The organism is Leifsonia poae (genome assembly GCF_050632865.1).
Taxonomy (GTDB): domain Bacteria; phylum Actinomycetota; class Actinomycetes; order Actinomycetales; family Microbacteriaceae; genus Leifsonia; species Leifsonia poae_B.
The window spans coordinates 459,169-474,615 of sequence record NZ_JBODSA010000003.1 but is presented as its reverse complement, the minus strand read 5'-3'; the positions used below and the strand labels follow the sequence as shown (position 1 = coordinate 474,615).

At 70.8% G+C, this 15,447-nt stretch carries 13 protein-coding genes and 1 pseudogene; 9 read left to right on the top strand and 5 right to left on the bottom strand.

Annotated elements, in window-relative coordinates:
• Positions 1 to 10: 10 nt before the first annotated feature.
• Entirely contained in the window at positions 11 to 994 is a 984-nt protein-coding gene (locus tag ACRAWB_RS12425; RefSeq protein ID WP_431353609.1) for a 1,4-dihydroxy-2-naphthoate polyprenyltransferase, read from the top strand.
• Here the strand turns inward: ACRAWB_RS12425 and ACRAWB_RS12420 are convergent.
• Complete coding sequence (locus ACRAWB_RS12420) at positions 982 to 1,281, bottom strand: DUF4229 domain-containing protein (RefSeq protein ID WP_431353608.1); 300 nt, start codon at positions 1,279 to 1,281, stop codon at positions 982 to 984. The genes ACRAWB_RS12425 and ACRAWB_RS12420 overlap by 13 nt on opposite strands.
• A 42-nt stretch (positions 1,282 to 1,323) precedes the next feature.
• Here ACRAWB_RS12420 and ACRAWB_RS12415 point away from each other — a divergent pair, with 42 nt between their 5' ends.
• From ACRAWB_RS12415 to ACRAWB_RS12405, 3 genes are read left to right on the top strand one after another with little or no spacing between them, the layout of a single operon-like run.
• Positions 1,324 to 1,683, top strand: coding sequence for a PLD nuclease N-terminal domain-containing protein (locus ACRAWB_RS12415; protein WP_431353607.1), 360 nt, complete (start codon positions 1,324 to 1,326; stop codon positions 1,681 to 1,683).
• Complete coding sequence (gene menD, locus ACRAWB_RS12410) at positions 1,676 to 3,475, top strand: 2-succinyl-5-enolpyruvyl-6-hydroxy-3-cyclohexene-1-carboxylic-acid synthase (protein ID WP_431353606.1); 1,800 nt, start codon at positions 1,676 to 1,678, stop codon at positions 3,473 to 3,475. Before ACRAWB_RS12415 ends, menD begins: the two co-directional genes overlap by 8 nt.
• 24 nt (positions 3,476 to 3,499) lie before the next feature.
• Complete coding sequence (locus ACRAWB_RS12405; protein ID WP_431353605.1) at positions 3,500 to 3,832, top strand: nuclear transport factor 2 family protein; 333 nt, start codon at positions 3,500 to 3,502, stop codon at positions 3,830 to 3,832.
• Here the strand turns inward: ACRAWB_RS12405 and ACRAWB_RS12400 are convergent.
• On the bottom strand, positions 3,825 to 4,721 hold the full coding sequence (locus tag ACRAWB_RS12400) for a LysR family transcriptional regulator (RefSeq protein ID WP_431353604.1): 897 nt from the start codon (positions 4,719 to 4,721) through the stop codon (positions 3,825 to 3,827). The genes ACRAWB_RS12405 and ACRAWB_RS12400 overlap by 8 nt on opposite strands.
• Before the next feature lie 96 nt (positions 4,722 to 4,817).
• On the opposite strand from ACRAWB_RS12400, the gene ACRAWB_RS12395 reads away from it, so the two are divergent.
• Both ACRAWB_RS12395 and ACRAWB_RS12390 read left to right on the top strand, forming a co-directional pair.
• A complete protein-coding gene (locus tag ACRAWB_RS12395) occupies positions 4,818 to 5,540 on the top strand; it encodes an SDR family oxidoreductase (protein ID WP_431353603.1) in 723 nt (240 codons plus the stop codon).
• Between the two features lie 104 nt (positions 5,541 to 5,644).
• Complete coding sequence (locus ACRAWB_RS12390; protein ID WP_431354513.1) at positions 5,645 to 6,190, top strand: thioesterase family protein; 546 nt, start codon at positions 5,645 to 5,647, stop codon at positions 6,188 to 6,190.
• Between the two features lie 15 nt (positions 6,191 to 6,205).
• Here the strand turns inward: ACRAWB_RS12390 and ACRAWB_RS12385 are convergent, their stop codons facing one another.
• Positions 6,206 to 7,576, bottom strand: coding sequence for an FAD-binding oxidoreductase (locus ACRAWB_RS12385; RefSeq protein ID WP_431353602.1), 1,371 nt, complete (start codon positions 7,574 to 7,576; stop codon positions 6,206 to 6,208).
• Positions 7,577 to 7,662: 86 nt separating this feature from the next.
• On the opposite strand from ACRAWB_RS12385, the gene ACRAWB_RS12380 reads away from it, so the two are divergent.
• Positions 7,663 to 8,625, top strand: a complete 963-nt coding sequence (locus ACRAWB_RS12380) for a DNA-3-methyladenine glycosylase family protein (protein ID WP_431353601.1) — start codon at positions 7,663 to 7,665, stop codon at positions 8,623 to 8,625.
• A 7-nt stretch (positions 8,626 to 8,632) separates the two neighbouring features.
• Here the strand turns inward: ACRAWB_RS12380 and ACRAWB_RS12375 are convergent, their stop codons facing one another.
• Entirely contained in the window at positions 8,633 to 9,184 is a 552-nt protein-coding gene (locus ACRAWB_RS12375; RefSeq protein ID WP_431353600.1) for an SRPBCC domain-containing protein, read from the bottom strand.
• An 84-nt stretch (positions 9,185 to 9,268) separates the two neighbouring features.
• Positions 9,269 to 10,857: pseudogene (locus tag ACRAWB_RS12370) on the bottom strand (phytoene desaturase family protein).
• 85 nt (positions 10,858 to 10,942) lie between these two features.
• Between ACRAWB_RS12370 and ACRAWB_RS12365 the strand changes: the two are divergent.
• A complete protein-coding gene (locus ACRAWB_RS12365; RefSeq protein WP_431353599.1) occupies positions 10,943 to 14,587 on the top strand; it encodes a proline dehydrogenase family protein in 3,645 nt (1,214 codons plus the stop codon).
• Between the two features lie 19 nt (positions 14,588 to 14,606).
• Positions 14,607 to 15,440, top strand: a complete 834-nt coding sequence (locus tag ACRAWB_RS12360; protein ID WP_431353598.1) for an aldo/keto reductase — start codon at positions 14,607 to 14,609, stop codon at positions 15,438 to 15,440.
• Positions 15,441 to 15,447 lie beyond the last annotated feature (7 nt).

The window sequence follows — 15,447 nt, the reverse complement described above, 5'->3', positions numbered from 1 at the left end:
TCGCTCTGTGATGAGTCGGAACAAGCCACGTCAGCAGCGGATAGCTCCGCCGATGGCGCGCGGTCCGCGCGGCGGCCGGAGCGGTCGTCCCGGTGCCGCCGCGGCGGCCGTCAGGCCCGCCACCACCGCCGACTGGATCGCCGGAGCGCGGCTGCGCACCCTTCCGCTTGCGGTCGCTCCGGTGCTCATCGGCGTCGGAGCGGCGAAGGTCGTCGAGGGGCCGGGTGTCTGGCATCCCATTCGGTCGCTGTTGTGCCTGGCGGTGGCCGTCCTTCTCCAGATCGCGGTGAACTACGCCAACGACTACTCCGACGGCGTGCGCGGCACCGACCAGTACCGCGTCGGGCCGGGGCGCCTGACGGGATCGGGCAAGGCGGCGCCGCGCAAGGTGCTGACGGTCGCGCTCACGTTCTTCGGACTCGCGGCCGTGGCCGGCGTCATCCTGGTCATCCTCACCCAGCACTGGTGGGTGCTGCTCATCGGCGCCGCCGCTATCGCGGCCGCATGGTTCTACACCGGCGGCAGGCGGCCGTACGGGTACTACGGCCTCGGCGAGGTCTTCGTCTTCATCTTCTTCGGGCTGGTCGCCACCGCGGGCACGACTTACATGCTCGCGGGCACGGTGAACCAAGAGGCCTGGTACGGAGGCGTCATCGCCGGCCTCATCGCCTGCGCGGTCCTGATGGTCAACAACATCCGCGACATCGAGCCCGACCGGCAGGCGCGCAAGCGGACGCTTGCGGTCCTTCTCGGCCGGGTCGCCTCGCGGATCGTGTTCTGCGTCCTGCTGCTCGTGCCGTTCGGCATCCTCGGCGTGCTGGCGGTGTTCTACCCACTGGCGTGGTTCGGGATGTTCGCACTGCTGGCTGCGATCCCGGCGTGCATCATCACGCTGTTCGGGCGCTCGCCGCGGGAGCTGGTCACCGCGCTGCAGCTGACCAGCATCACCGGGCTGCTGGTCGGGATCGCGCTCGGCGTCGCCTACGCCTTCTGATCGCCGCGCTCGCGCGGCTCAGCGGCGGCGTCCTCGACCGCGGCGTCTTCGACGTCGTCGTCCTCCGAGGTCGCCGGCTTGTCACGATGGCGGACGGCGTACAGATCCGACGAGACGGCGTTCCGCGGACGGCTCAGGAAGATGTACGACAGGCACAGGCCGATGAGGGCCGCGGCGATGACCGCGAGCCACCAGACGAGGCCGACGAGAAGCAGGATCACCAGCGGCACCGCGAACACCAGGAGGCGCAGCACGGTGTAGGTAATCCAGGAGGGAATCCGCTTCACCCTCCCAGCTTAGAGACCGTCTCTGAGAGTTACGATTGACCCATGGTTCGCCTCTGGATAGCCCTCGGCGTCGCAGCCGTGGTGTTCTACATCTATTCGGTGGCAGACTGCGCCCTCTTCGACCGTTCGCGGGTGCGTGGCCTTCCCAAGCCCGTGTGGCTGCTCATCATCATCCTGTTCCCGGTCATCGGCGGCATCCTCTGGTTCCTGATCGGCCGGGGCCGGCGTCGCAGCGAGATCACTCGTCGTGTGAGCGCGCCGGACGACGACCCCGAGTTCCTGGGCAAGCTGCGGCTCGACCACGACCAGGAAGAGCGCATCCGGCAGCTCGAGAAGGAGCTCGCCGAACTCGATGACAACGGGCCGGACAACAACGACCAGACCGGCCGCCGGGATGGGTGACCGCCCGGCAGCGGGCGAGCATCCCGAGACCGGCGCGACCACGTCCGCCGACGGGTTCGGCACGGGCAATCCCGCCACCGACTTCTCGCTGACCCTGCTGACGGCGCTCGTGCGCAACGGCGTGCGCGACCTCGTGGTCAGCCCCGGCTCCCGCTCGCAGGCGCTCGCGCTGGTCGCTGCCGAGCTCGAGCGGTCGGGATCGGCCCGGCTGCACGTGCGCATCGACGAGCGCTCCGGCGGTTTCCTGGCCCTCGGTCTCGCCCGCGAGACGGGCGCGCCCGCCGTCGTGATCACTACGAGCGGCACGGCGACCGCGAACCTCCACCCGGCGGTGCTGGAGGCGCACGAGGCGGGCATCCCGCTCATCGTCCTGACCGGCGACCGGCCGGAGGAGCTGCGCGGCATCCGCGCCAACCAGACCACCCATCAGGACGGCTTGTACGCAGCCGCGGTCCGCTGGTCGGTCGACGTCCAGGCGCCCACGGGTGACCCCGACGACGCCGAGCGCGCTGCGGCGCTCGCCGAAGCGGCGGTCCGGGCCGCCGTGGGCGCCGAGACCGCCGATCCCGGACCGGTGCACCTGAACGCCGCCTTCCGCGAACCGCTGTCGGTCACCGTGCCGGCGCTGCCCGAGCCCGTCGCCGGCACGCTGCCCGAGACAGCGAGTCCCGCGGCGCTCGGACGCGAGACGCGCACGATCGAAGCCGGTCCCCGGACCGTCGTGGTCGCCGGAGCCGATGCGGGTGCGGCCGCCGAGGCGTTCGCCCGCGAGGCGGGACTGCCGCTGCTGGCCGAGGTGTCGAGCGGTGCCCGCTTCGGCCCGAACCTGGTCGTCTCGTACCGCGAACTGCTGCGCGAGGAGGACTTCGGAGCCGCCGTCGAGCGCGCCATCGTCTTCGGCCACCCGACGCTGAGCCGGGAGGTGCCGGCGCTGCTGACCCGTCCGGGTGTGGACGTCATCGTCGTCGCGCCCACCGGAGCACAGGCGTACAACCCCGGCCATCGGGCCAGCGTCGTCGGCGGCGTGCGTCCGGGAGAGTCGATCGACGTCCGCTCGCCCGAGGTGCGCGGATGGGTCGGCCGCTGGGTGTTCGCCAGCCGTCGCATCGCAGAACTCGCCGAGCGCGAGGCCGATCCCGCCGCCGTGGCGCCCGACCTCGAGAAGGCCCGCTCGTTCGATCCCGCCGACGCGCTCGACTTCGCGAAGGCCGAGCTGGCGGCCGTCCGCGCGCCGATCACCCGTGCGCTCCTGGCGGAAGCCGTCTGGCGCTACACGTGGCCGCACGACCGGCTGGTGCTCGGCGCCTCCCGGCTGATCCGGGATGTCGACCGCATCGTCCCCGGGAAGCGGATCGCCGTCCACGCCAACCGCGGCCTCGCAGGGATCGACGGGACGATCGCCACCGCGACAGGCATCGCGCTCGCCAGTCAGCGGGCCGCGCAGGACGCGGGGACACCGGGCGGCGTGACCCGGGTGCTCCTCGGCGACCTCGCTCTGCTGCACGACGCGGGCTCGCTGCTGTTCGGGGTCGGCGAGACGCGGCCCCACCTGCAGGTCATCGTCGGTAACGACGGCGGAGGCACCATCTTCGACGGTCTCGAGGTCGCCGCGACCGCCCCCGCCGAGGCGTTCGACCGCGTCCTCTACACTCCGCAGACCGTCGACGTCGCCGCTCTCGCGAGCGCCTACGGCTGGCATCATTCGGTGGCCCGCACCAAGGGCGAGCTGGACCAGGCGCTCTCCGCACCGCCCGCCGGAGTGAGCCTGCTCGAAGTGCCCCTCCCGCGCTGACCCCTTCGGGGCGACAATCGTCCCGTGACGACAGCACAAGAACTCCCCGAGGCGATCCGGATCTTCATCGACGCGACCAACCGCGGCGACACCGACGCGTTCGTGAACGCGTTCACCGACGACGCCACCCTGATGGATTGGGGTCGTGAGTTCACCGGCCACCACGGGGTGCGCAAGTGGGACAGTACCGACAACATCGGCGTCCGCTCGCACTTCGAACTGGTCGACTGGAGCGCCGGGCCCGACCCGGACACGTACATGGTCACGTTGAAGGTGACCGGCGACGGCTACAACGGGACCGGCCCGATGCGGTTCGAGCTGCGCGACGGCCGTATCGCCGACCTCCGCATCAGCTGACGTCCGCCGGAGCGACAAGAACCCGCCTCGCAAGCTGGAGCGCGGCCTCGATCTGCGGAGTCGTGCGTCCGGCCGCGAATCCGATCACCACCTCGCCGGGCGGAAGGTCCACCACCTCCCGGTAGACGACGTCGGGGCGCGTGTAATAGTCCGCGGTCGAGCGCGGCAGGACGACGAGGCCACGGCCGGCGGCGACGTGCTCGAGCTTCGCCTCGACGGTGTTCACGACGGGAAGCCCGGAACGGTCGCGAGTGAGCGCTCCGGGTCTGAGCCGCCGGGCCGCATCCCTCCACTCCGGCACGGCATCGGGATCCTGCAGGAGGTCGAACCGTGCGAGGTCGTCGACGGTCACGCTGTCGAGAGAGGCCAGTGCGTGTCCAGCCGGAAGGGCGACCAGCCGGGCCTCCGAGAACAGCGGCAGCGCGGAGAGGCCCCGCGTATCCACGGGCAGGCGCATGATGCTGACGTCCGCGGAGCCGTCGTGCAGAACGGTCGCTTGCGTGTCCCACTCCACGCGCAGGACGTCGATCGTCAGGCCGTCGAAGCGATCGGACAGCGCGCGGCTCAGGGGTGTCACGATGATCCCGGGCATGAACGCGATGGTGAAGCGCTGCTCGCCGCGGCCCAGCTGCCGCGCGCGGCGCATGAGGGCGACGCTGTTCGAGAGGGTCAGCTCCGCCTCGCCCAGCAGCAGACTGCCGGCATCGGTCAAGCGCGTCCCCGCGGTGGACCGTTCGAAGAGCTGGACGCCGAGCTCGCGCTCCAGAGCGGCGATCTGCCGGCTCAGCACGGGCTGGGCGACATGGAGCCGCGCGGCGGCGCGGCCGAAGTTCAGCTCCTGCCCGAGGGTCACGAAGTAGCGCAGTTTGCGCAGATCCAGGTCGGCCACGATCGCACCCTACTCGCTTATCTCATACCCGTGGGGTATCTCCCGAGACGCAGGAGGTCTTGGACGCGGCCCGCGGCCACAGCGCATCCTCGAAGCATGACAGTGAATGAGAACAGCAGGGTCGTCATCATCGGCGGAACTTCCGGCATCGGGCTGGCGACGGCGAAGGCGGCGGTGGCCGCTGGTGCGGAGGTCGTCGTCGGTTCACGGCGCGCGGCCGCGGTCGAGAGCGCGCTGGCGGAGCTCGGAGCGCGTGCGAGCGGGTTCGTCGTGGATGCGTCGTCCGACGATGATCTGAGCCGGTTCTTCGCCGGCATCGGGCCTTTCGACCACCTGGTCTACACCGCGGCGGAGAACCTGAGCTCGGTGCCGCTCGCGGACTACCGTCCGCAGCTCGGCTTCGACTTCTTCGGCCTCCGCGTCGTGCACGCGTTCAACGCCGTCCGTCATGCGGTGCCCCTGATCCGCGACGGCGGCTCGATCTCGCTCATGAGCGGGTCCGCAGCGTGGCGCGGCGGCACGGGGTGGCTGCTGGGCACGGCGGCCTCCGGTGCCATGGTCTCCGCGGTCCGTTCCCTCGCGGTCGAACTGGCGCCGATCCGCGTCAACGCCGTCGCGCCGGGTGTGGTGCGCTCGCCGCTGTGGGGTGCGGTGGACGACGACGCTCGCGAGGAGATGTACCGGCAGACGGCCGCCGGCCTGCCCCTCGGCCGAGTCGGTGAGGTGGGCGACATCGCCAAAGCGTTCGTCGCGCTGATGGACCAGGACTGGTCGACCGGCACGGTCTCGGTGGTGGACGGAGGGACGCTGGTCGCCTGATGCGAAGCGCACAATTCGCCTCCATCGCCCGACCGGGGACGTTGGAGACTCCGCACAACAGATGCGCCGATCCTCCTGCGGATCACTACCATGGCGGCGTGCACATGATCTTCCGGACGATGCTCCACGCGATCATCTCCCGCTTCGGCCCGCGGCTGGGGCACTGGGATGTGGCGCGCACGAAGTTCCGCGTCCTTCCCACCGATCTCGACATCCTGAAGCACATGAACAACGGCGTGTACCTGTCCATCGCCGACATCGGCCGGTTCGACCTGCTGCAGCGCAACGGGGTCTGGGCGATCTTCAAGCGCCGCGGGTGGTATCCGGTGGTCGCCTCGGAGACGATCTCCTTCCGGAAGTCGCTGGAGCTGTGGCAGCCGTTCATCGTGGAGTCGCGCATCCTCGGGTTCGACGAGAAGGCGGTGTACGTCGAGCAGCGGTTCACGGTCGACGGCGAGATCTACACGCAGGCGTTCATCCGCGGGCGGTTCCTCAAGCGCTCCGGAGGTGTGGTCAGCATCGCCGAGCTCCTGGATGCGGTGGGCCCGTCCCCGACGGACGCCACCGTCCCCGAGTGGCTGGTGGAGTGGGGCGCGGACGCGGCACTGCCGTCGACCCGTGCCGAGGCGCCGAGCATCTGGAGCGAGTGACCGGCGCCCCGGTCGTCAGGCGGGGCCGAAGGCGAACACCTTGTCCGGGTCCCACTGCAGGCGGGCGGCGGTGAGCCGTTCCTGCACCGGCGCCGGCCATCCGGTCTCGAACGCGGCGCGGTCGGAGAGGTCGCCGATGAAGTTCACGTTCGTGACCGCCGAGATGCGGTCGGCCAGCGCGTCGGAGATCGCCTTCGCCCGCGCGGGGGCCGCCTCTGCGAACGTCGATGGATCGGCGGCCAGCAGAGCGAGCGTGTAGCCGGCATCGCGCCCGCCGATCGAGGTGCCGTCGTCGGTGTCGCGCGCTGTCGCACCGCCGATCTGGCGCAGCTCGACCGAGAGGAACGGCGAACCGGAACCCGGTCCGGCCAGCTCGAGGATCACATCCCCGGCATCCTGGTCGAACGTATCGAGCATGTAACCCCGGATCCACGTAGGCGCGCCCTGCTCGGGGTCGTTGTGGATGCTCGCCACGGCCGTCGTCGGCATCTCGGCCACGAAGTCGAGGTAGACCGGGGCCGCGGCGCGGATCGGTGCGAACAGCCGCTCGCCATCGGCGCCGTCGCCCGGGTAGGCGAAGCGGACGCTGAGCACGGTGCGTCCACGCAGGGGCGGCGGCGGGCCCTCGATGTCGGGGACGGTGAGCAGCGCGACCGAGGTGGTGGCCTCATCCGGCAGCTCGGCGGACCAGTCGATCCAGGCACGCAGGGCCGGTTCGATGGCTCCGCCCTCGAAGAAGACGCTGCCCCCGTAGAGGGCGCGCAGCGGGACGAGTTCGAGCGTCATCTCGGTGACGACGCACAGGCCGCCTTTGCCGCCGCGCAGAGCCCAGAACAGGTCGGAGTTCGTGTTGCGGTCGGCGGTGAGGATGCGTCCATCCGCCGTGACGACGCGGAACCCGCGCACCCAGTCGGCCGTGAAGCCGTAGGTGCGGGCCATCGGCCCGAGACCGCCGCCGAGGCTGTAACCGACGGCGCCGACGCTGGTGGAGGAGCCGGTCACGGGCGCGAGGCCGTGCTCGGCCGCCGCGACGATGACCGGCGCCCAGCGCAGCCCGGCGCCGATCCGAGCGAGCCGCGCATCCGCGTCGATGGAGAGGCTGTCGAGGCCACGGGTGGAGATGATCATGCCGCCGACGATCGGGGCTTCGGCGCCGTGGCCGGTCGCCTGGACCCGCACCGGCAGCCCGGCGTCGCGAGCGAAGGCGATCGCCTCCACGACGTCCTCGTCGTCCGTGACGGCGACCACGATGTCCGGGTCGTGACGGATGGCGGTGTTGAAGCAGGCGACCTCAGCGGCGAGGCCTTCGTCGCCGCGGACGTACACGGTTCCGGCTATCGCGTCGCGCAGGCGCGCGACAGCAAACGTGTCGAGTTCGATTCCCATGGGCGGAAATCTAGGGGAGCCCACCGACATGCGGGTAGCCCCTCGGCCTGATCCACACCGTCAGACGCGTGACGTACGATTCCTGCATGACCGCCGTCCTGCCCGCTCCGCGCGCGTCCTCGTCGACCGCGCCGGACGCGGAGACGGTGTACCGTCCGGGCTTCCGGCTCGACTTCGCCGGCACGCTCGCGATGCTCGGCCGAGGCCCGTACGATCCGACGACGGTCTGGGATCTGCGTGGCATGTGGCGGACCTGGCGCACGCCGGAAGGGGCGGCGACACTACGTCTGAACCGACCCTCGGCCGACGGCGGTGTGGCGGCATCGGCCTGGGGGCCGGGCGCCGGCTGGGCGATCGAGGCGGTCCCGCGGCTCCTCGGCCGGGACGACGACTGGACCGGGATCGACGTCGCCGGCCACCGGCTACTGCGCGACAGCCTCCACCGCAATCCCGGGCTGCGACTGTCGCGCACGGGACGGATGCTGGAAGCGCTCCTGCCGGCGATCATCGAGCAGCGCGTGACGAGCCTGGAGGCCTACCGTTCGTGGTCGCGCCTCCTGCGCTGGTACGGCGAGCCTGCGCCAGGGCCCGCTCCCGACGGAATGCGGGTGACGCCGACGCTGGAGCAGTGGCGCGGCATCCCGTCCTGGGATTGGCATCGAGCGGGCGTGGACCCGCGGAGAGCGCGCGCTGTGCAGGCGGTGCTCGCCGTCGCGCCGTCGCTGGAGCGCGCGGTCGAGCGAGCCGCGACACTGGAGGAGGCGCAGGCGGCGCTCCAGACCATCCCGGGCGTCGGCGTGTGGACGGCGGCCGAGACACTGCAGCGTTCGCACGGCCACCCGGACCTCGTCAGCGTCGGCGACTACCACCTGGCCCACCAGGTGGGTGAAGCGCTGATCGGCCGACGGGTCGACGACGACGAAATGCTCGAACTCCTCGAGCCGTACGCCGGGCACCGTCAGCGCGTGGTGCGCCTGATCTTCGCGAGCGGGTTCCGGTTCCAGCGCCGTGGGCCGCGGATGGCCCTGCAGGACCACCGCTGGCACTGACGCCGGGTCAGCCGGCGCTCGCGGCGCGCGCGGCGGCCGTCTCGGAGCGCAGGTCGCGGTCGAGTTCGCGGCACAGCGTCCGGTAGTGCTCCATCATCGCCGGCCCGTAGCTGCTCCAGTCGGGCGCCGGCTTGTGATCGTGGGCGGCCACGAGCCGGTCGAGGTAGTAGTCCCAGCGCGGGCCTTCGTCCGCCTCCTCGGTGAGCGAGCGCAGCCGGCGGCCGACCGTCACGGTGGTGTGCCCGCTGGCCTCGGTGAGGTGGGCGAACATCCTCCGCGACGACCCGGCGGGGCCGACGTCCGCGTGCAGCCGGTGCGGTGCGGCGCACTCCATCACGGTGACGTCCTGCCACTCGGCGCCGTCCCCGTCCGCGGTGATGCGGAGCTTGACCGCGCCGGTCGCCCCGGAGCCGGTGTAGTCGCCCAGCCACTCGGCCAGGCGCGGGGCTCGGCTGAAGTAGGTCCAGACGTTCTCGATCGGCGCTTTGAACATCCTGTCGAGGACGAGGTAGACCCCGTCGTCCTTGCGGACCAGTCGTCCTGTCGGCTGCGGCATCATCGTGACCTCCGTCGGCTCAGCCTCTGGTGATCCACACCTTAGTCACGCTCCTGCCGATTCGGCAGAGGGACGCTTCGAGAGCTTTCAGCCTTCGAGGACGGCCATGGCGGCGTTGTGGCCGCCGAGGCCGCTGACCGCTCCGCCGCGCCGCGCGCCGGATCCACAGATCAGGATGCGCGGGTGCCGTGTCGCGACGCCCCAGCGCTGCGCCGGGGTGTCGAGCGGGTCATCGTCCTCGGCGAACGGCCACGAAAGCGGGCCGTGGAAGATGTTGCCGCCGGGCAGGTTGAGTGCCTGCTCGAGGTCCCGCGTCGTCTTCGTCTCGATGCAGGGACGGCCGTCGGCGTCCGTGAGCAGTAGATCCTCGACCGGCTCGGCGAGCACGGAGTTCAAGGACGCGAGCACCGCATCCTGGAGCCGCTGCCGGGTCGCATCGTTGTTCTCGTCGTTGAGCCAGCGGTCGGGGGTGTGCAGCCCGAAGACCGTGATGGTCTGGGCGCCCGACTCGGCGAGCTCCGGGTCGAGGATGCTCGGGTCGGCGAGGGTGTGGCAGTAGATCTCGCAGGGAAGGAGCTCGGGCATCACCCCGCGGGTCATTCCCGAGTACGCCTCCTCCAGCTGCGTGTAGGTCTCGTTGATGTGGAAGGTGCCGCCGAACGCCGCCTTCGGGTCGATCGACTCGTCGCGGAGGCGGGGAGCCGCTTCAGGAGGAGGTTCACCTTGACCTGTGCGCCCTCCACCTTCTCACGCGGCGGCTCGGGCGACTCGCCGAGCAGGCGGTCCAGCACCTCCGGGGCGACGTTGACGAGGACGTTCTCGCCGGTCACCCGGCGCTCGTGGCCGTTGCGGACGTACTCGACGGTGCCGTCCGGGTCGATGCGCGTGACCTCGGCGTCGGTGACGATGCGAGCGCCCGACTCGCGCGCGACGCGGGCCAGCTCGCCGGTCACCGCGCCCATCCCGCCGACCGGGACGTCCCACTCGCCGGTGCCCTGGCCGATGACGTGGTAGAGGAAGCAGCGGTTCTGCGCGAGCGCGGGATCGGAGACGCTGGCGAAGGTGCCGATGAGTGCGTCGGTGGCCACGACGCCGCGCACGAGGTCGTTGTGCACGCGCGACTCGATGAACTCGCCGATGGGGCGCTCGATCAACGCCTCCCACAGCTCGTCGTCGCCGACGAGCGCCCGGGCCTCGGAGCGGGTGAGCAGCGGTTCGGTGACGGTCGGCCACAGGGCCTGCGCGACTTCCCCGGTGCTGCGGTAGACGGAGTCGAAGCCGTCGACGTCGTCGGCCGCTCCGATGCGGGCGAAGGATGCGGCGGTCGCCGCCTCGTCGGTGTTGTCGATCAGGAGGCCGGCGCCGTCCGGATCGCCGGGAACGGGCGTGTAGGAGGAGTAGCGGCGGCGCGCGAGGCGGATGTCGAGTCCGAGCTCGTCGATGATGCGCTGGGGAAGCAGGCTGACGAGGTAGGAGTAGCGCGACAGACGTGCCTCCACGCCCGCGAACGCCTGTGCGCTGACCGCGGCGCCGCCCACGTCCTCGAGGCGTTCGAGGAGGATGACGGTCTTGCCGGCGCGGGCGAGGTAGGCGGCGGCGGTCAGGCCGTTGTGGCCGCCGCCGACGATCACGACGTCGTGGGTCGCGGCGGTGGTCGGCGTGGAGCGGTCGTTCATGGGTTCGACTCTACTGGCGGACGAGTTATCCACATCTTCACGTCGGTCCGCTGAGCGCTCAGCGCCGGGTAATAGTGTCGTCAGCATGGTCGATGCAACAGACGGCGCTGAGACGCGGCCGGCGGCGATCGCTCACGAGGCGGTCCAGCTGGTGCAGCAGTGGCTCGCCGAGAGCGCGCGCAACGCGTCCTCAGCCCCCCAAGACCCTGCGGCGGAACGCCTGGCGGGTGTGCTCAGCGACCCCGACGGGCTGGAGTTCGCGGTGGGGTTCGTCGACGGTGTCGCCCGACCGCAAGACCTCTTCGTCGCGGGGTACAACCTGCAGCGGGTGGCCAAGCGCATCCCGCGGTTCCTGCCCTGGTACCTGCGGTTCGCCATCTGGCTCGGCGGGGTCTTCGGCCCAGTGCTGCCGTGGGTCGTCATCCCGATCGCGCGCCGGGTGCTGCGGCGGATGGTCGGGCACCTGGTGGTGGATGCGACGCCCGAGAAGCTGGGGCCTGCGATCGCGCAACTTCGGCAGTCGGGCGATGCCGACGGGCACGGCGCGCGGCTCAACCTCAACCTGCTCGGCGAAGCCGTGCTGGGCGAGAAGGAGGCGCAGCGGCGCTTCGCCGGCACCCGTACGCTCCTCGCGCGGGACGACGTCGACTACGTGTCCATCAAGGTGTCGTCGATCGCGTCGCAGCTCTCGATGTGGGCGTTCGACGAGACGGTCGAGCGCGTGGTCGACCGGCTCACGCCGCTGTACGAGCTGGCGGCAGCGTCGCCGACCCCTAAGTTCATCAACCTCGACATGGAGGAGTACCGCGACCTCGACCTGACGATGGCCGTTTTCACGACCCTCCTGAGCAAGCCGCAGTTCCTCGGTCTCGAGGCGGGCATCGTGCTCCAGGCGTACCTTCCGGACGCGCTCGACGCGCTGCAGACGCTGACCGAGTGGGCCACGCAGCGGCGCATCCAGGGCGGCGCCCCGGTGAAGGTCCGTGTGGTGAAGGGCGCCAATCTGGCGATGGAGCGCGTCGATGCGGCCATCCACGACTGGCCGCTCGCCACGTACGGGAGCAAGCAGTCGACCGACGCCAATTACAAGCGCGTGCTCGACTGGGCGCTCACGCCCGAGCACGCGGACGCCGTGAAGATCGGTGTCGCCGGGCACAACCTGTTCGACATCGCGTACGCCTGGCTGCTCGCCTCGCGACGGGGCGTCACCGACCACATCGACTTCGAGATGCTGCTCGGTATGGCCACTGCGCAGGCGGAGGTCGTCACCCGGACGGTCGGCCGCCTGGTGTTGTACACACCGGTCGTCGATCCGCGCGAATTCGACGTCGCCATCTCGTACCTGATCCGCCGGCTGGAGGAGAACGCGAGCCCGGAGAACTTCATGTCGGCTGTGTTCGAACTCGGCTCCGATCCACGACTGTTCGAGCGGGAGAAGCAGCGCTTCCTCGCGTCGGTCGCGGAGCTCGAGCAGAACGAAGGCCCGCGCGGCGCCGCGCCGCTGCCCAACCGACGGCAGGACCGCACGCAGGAATGGGAGGACGCCACGGCGCCGTCGTTCACGCGGCCGCCCGCGCCTCCGGTCGAGCCGGCCGGTGCCGAGGTCGACGCCGGGTTGACCAACGTCGTGCTCGGTCTCACACGTGGGTCGGGCGGCGTGGAGCTCCCGCCTGCGGAGGCGCCCGCGGGCACGCGGGACGGGTTCCACAACGCTCCCGACACCGACCCGTCGCGTGCGGCGAACCGGGCGTGGGGCAGACGCATCCTCGTGCGTGCAGCCGCGTCCTCCCTCGGCGAGGAGACGATCGCGGCTGCGGCGGTGACCGAGGCCGATCGGCTCGACCGCATCATGCAGATCGTGACCGAGGCGGGCGCGGGATGGGGGCGCCGTTCCGGGCAGGAGAGGGCGGTGCTGCTCGACCGCGCAGGGCATGCCCTCGAGGCGAATCGCGATCGGCTGATCGAGGTCATGGCCTCCGAGACGGGCAAGACCATCGCGGAGGCCGACCCGGAGGTCAGCGAGGCCGTCGACTTCGCGCACTACTACGCGACCCGGGCACGCGAACTGGACGACGTCCAGGGCGCCCGGTTCATCCCGTCGCAGTTGACGGTGGTCGCGCCGCCGTGGAACTTCCCCGTCGCGATCCCGGCGGGCTCGGTGCTGGCGGCGCTCGCCGCAGGGAGCGGCGTCATCATCAAACCGGCACCGCAGGCGCGGCGGTCGGCAGCGGTGATGATCGAGGCGCTGTGGGAGGCCGGCATCCCGCGCGAACTGCTCGCGCTGGTGGATGTGGCCGAGAACGACCTCGGGCAGCAGTTGATCTCGGATCCACGGGTCGACCGGGTGATCCTCACGGGGTCGTACGAGACGGCCAAGCTGTTCCGTTCCTGGCGGCCGGAGTTGCCGCTGCTGGCGGAGACCAGCGGCAAGAACGCGATCATAGTGACGCCCAGTGCCGACTACGACCTGGCGGTGTCCGACATCGTCAAGAGCGCGTTCGGGCATGCCGGGCAGAAGTGCTCGGCGGCGAGCCTCGTCATCCTGGTCGGGTCGGTGGCGACGTCGGAGCGGTTCCGCCATCAGCTGGTGGATGCGGTCACCAGTCTGCGGGTGGGGTATCCGCAGGATCCGGTCAGTCAGATGGGTCCGCTCATCGAGCCGGCAGCCGGCAAGCTGCTGCACGCGCTCACGACGCTCGGCGCCGAGGAGGAATGGCTGGTCGAGCCCCGGCGGCTCGATGACACCGGTCGCCTGTGGTCGCCGGGGGTTCGCACGGGAGTGCAACCCGGCTCGTACTTCCACCTCACCGAGTTCTTCGGCCCGGTGCTCGGCGTCATGACCGCTCGGAACCTCGAAGAGGCCATCCGCTACCAGAACGCGGTCGAGTACGGGCTCACGGCGGGGCTGCACTCGCTCGACTCCGATGAGCTCGCGTTGTGGCTCGACACCGTCGAGGCGGGCAACCTCTACGTCAACCGGGGCATCACCGGCGCCATCGTGCGACGGCAGCCGTTCGGCGGATGGAAGCGGTCGTCGGTCGGGGCGGGCGCCAAGGCCGGAGGGCCGAACTATCTGCTCGGGCTGGGGTCATGGGTGCCGGAGGCGGGGAACTCGAGTTCGAGCCTTCACCTGCGCGGGCTGGAGCCGCGCGTGTCCGACCTTATCGAATCCGGGCAGTCGTCGATGGACTACCCGTCGTTCGACCTGGTCCGGCGGTCGGCGCTCAGCGACGCGATCGCCGTGGCGAACGAGTACCACCGGGTGAAGGACGTCTCGGGACTCGGCGTCGAACGCAACCTGTTCCGCTACCGGCCGGTGCCGGTCGCCATTCGGCTCTCCGAAGGCAGCTCGCTGCCCGAACTGCTGCGCGTCATGGCGGCGGGAACCGTCGCCCGGTCACCGTTCACGGTGAGCACGCCGGTGAAACTGCCGAAGGCGACCGCGGCGCTCCTGCGCGAGCGGGATGTCGAGGTGACCGTGGAGTCGGACGCCCACTGGCTCTCGCGCGTCCGCGCACGACGCATCGCCGCGCACCGGATCCGGCTCATCGGCGGCGACCGGGTGGCGCTCGCCGCGGCGCTCGGTGGGAGCCCCGATGTCGCGATCTACGACGGGCCGGTCACACCGTCCGGACGCATCGAGGTGCTGACGTTCCTGCACGAGCAGGCGATCTCGATCACGAACCACCGGTTCGGCAACCCGACGACGCTCTCCGACGGCGTCATCTGATCCGCGTACTGTGACAGCCATGACGAACCAGATACCCTCGCTTCCTCTGAACAGCGGTGGCAGCATCCCGCAGCTCGGGCTCGGCACGTGGCCCCTGGACGACAGCGAGGTCGAGAAGGCGGTCGTCGCCGCCGCCGAGATCGGCTACCGGCACGTCGACACTGCGGCCAAGTACGGCAACGAGGTCGGTGTCGGGCGCGGGCTCGCCGCCAGCGGGGTGCCGCGCGAGGAATGGTTCGTCACGACCAAGCTCGACGGCAACTACCAGGGCGACGATCGGGCGGTCGCCGGGCTCGATGTGAGCCTTGAGCGGCTGGGGCTCGAGTATGTCGACCTGCTGCTCATCCACTGGCCGCTGCCGCAGCGCGACCAGTACGTCTCGACGTGGGAGACGTTCATCCGGCTGCGGGAGGCGGGAAAGGCGCGCGCGATCGGCGTCTCCAACTTCAAGCCGGCGCATCTCGACCGGATCGTCTCCGAGACGGGCGTGACCCCGGCCGTCAACCAGATCCAGCTGAGCCCGGCCATCCCGCGCAGAGAGCAGCGTGCGTACGACACCGAGCACGGGATCGTGACCGAGTCGTGGAGTCCCATCGGCGGGACCGGCGACCTGCTGGCTGCGCCCGTCCTCGCGGAAATCGGGGAGAAGCACGGGCGCACTCCCGGCCAGATCGTCCTGCGCTGGCACGTGCAGAACGGGCTGGTCGCGATCCCCAAGTCCCGCAACCCCGAGCGGATGGCCGAGAACCTTGCGGTGTTCGACTTCGAGCTCGACGCCGACGACCTCGCGGCGCTCGACGCCCTCGACGAGGGTCCGGACGCGGGCGTCGACTCGGACCGCACCGGGCACTGACCGCGGG

What these genes read in the sequence shown, in the direction of transcription:
- ACRAWB_RS12425 (WP_431353609.1), top strand. Translation starts at nt 11, where the DNA reads ATGAGTCGGAACAAGCCACGTCAGCAGCGGATAGCTCCGCCGATGGCG.
- ACRAWB_RS12415 (WP_431353607.1), top strand. Translation starts at nt 1,324, where the DNA reads ATGGTTCGCCTCTGGATAGCCCTCGGCGTCGCAGCCGTGGTGTTCTAC.
- menD (WP_431353606.1), top strand. Translation starts at nt 1,676, where the DNA reads ATGGGTGACCGCCCGGCAGCGGGCGAGCATCCCGAGACCGGCGCGACC.
- ACRAWB_RS12395 (WP_431353603.1), top strand. Translation starts at nt 4,818, where the DNA reads ATGACAGTGAATGAGAACAGCAGGGTCGTCATCATCGGCGGAACTTCC.
- ACRAWB_RS12390 (WP_431354513.1), top strand. Translation starts at nt 5,645, where the DNA reads ATGATCTTCCGGACGATGCTCCACGCGATCATCTCCCGCTTCGGCCCG.
- ACRAWB_RS12385 (WP_431353602.1), bottom strand. Translation starts at nt 7,576, where the DNA reads ATGGGAATCGAACTCGACACGTTTGCTGTCGCGCGCCTGCGCGACGCG.
- ACRAWB_RS12380 (WP_431353601.1), top strand. Translation starts at nt 7,663, where the DNA reads ATGACCGCCGTCCTGCCCGCTCCGCGCGCGTCCTCGTCGACCGCGCCG.
- ACRAWB_RS12375 (WP_431353600.1), bottom strand. Translation starts at nt 9,184, where the DNA reads ATGATGCCGCAGCCGACAGGACGACTGGTCCGCAAGGACGACGGGGTC.
- ACRAWB_RS12365 (WP_431353599.1), top strand. Translation starts at nt 10,943, where the DNA reads ATGGTCGATGCAACAGACGGCGCTGAGACGCGGCCGGCGGCGATCGCT.
- ACRAWB_RS12360 (WP_431353598.1), top strand. Translation starts at nt 14,607, where the DNA reads ATGACGAACCAGATACCCTCGCTTCCTCTGAACAGCGGTGGCAGCATC.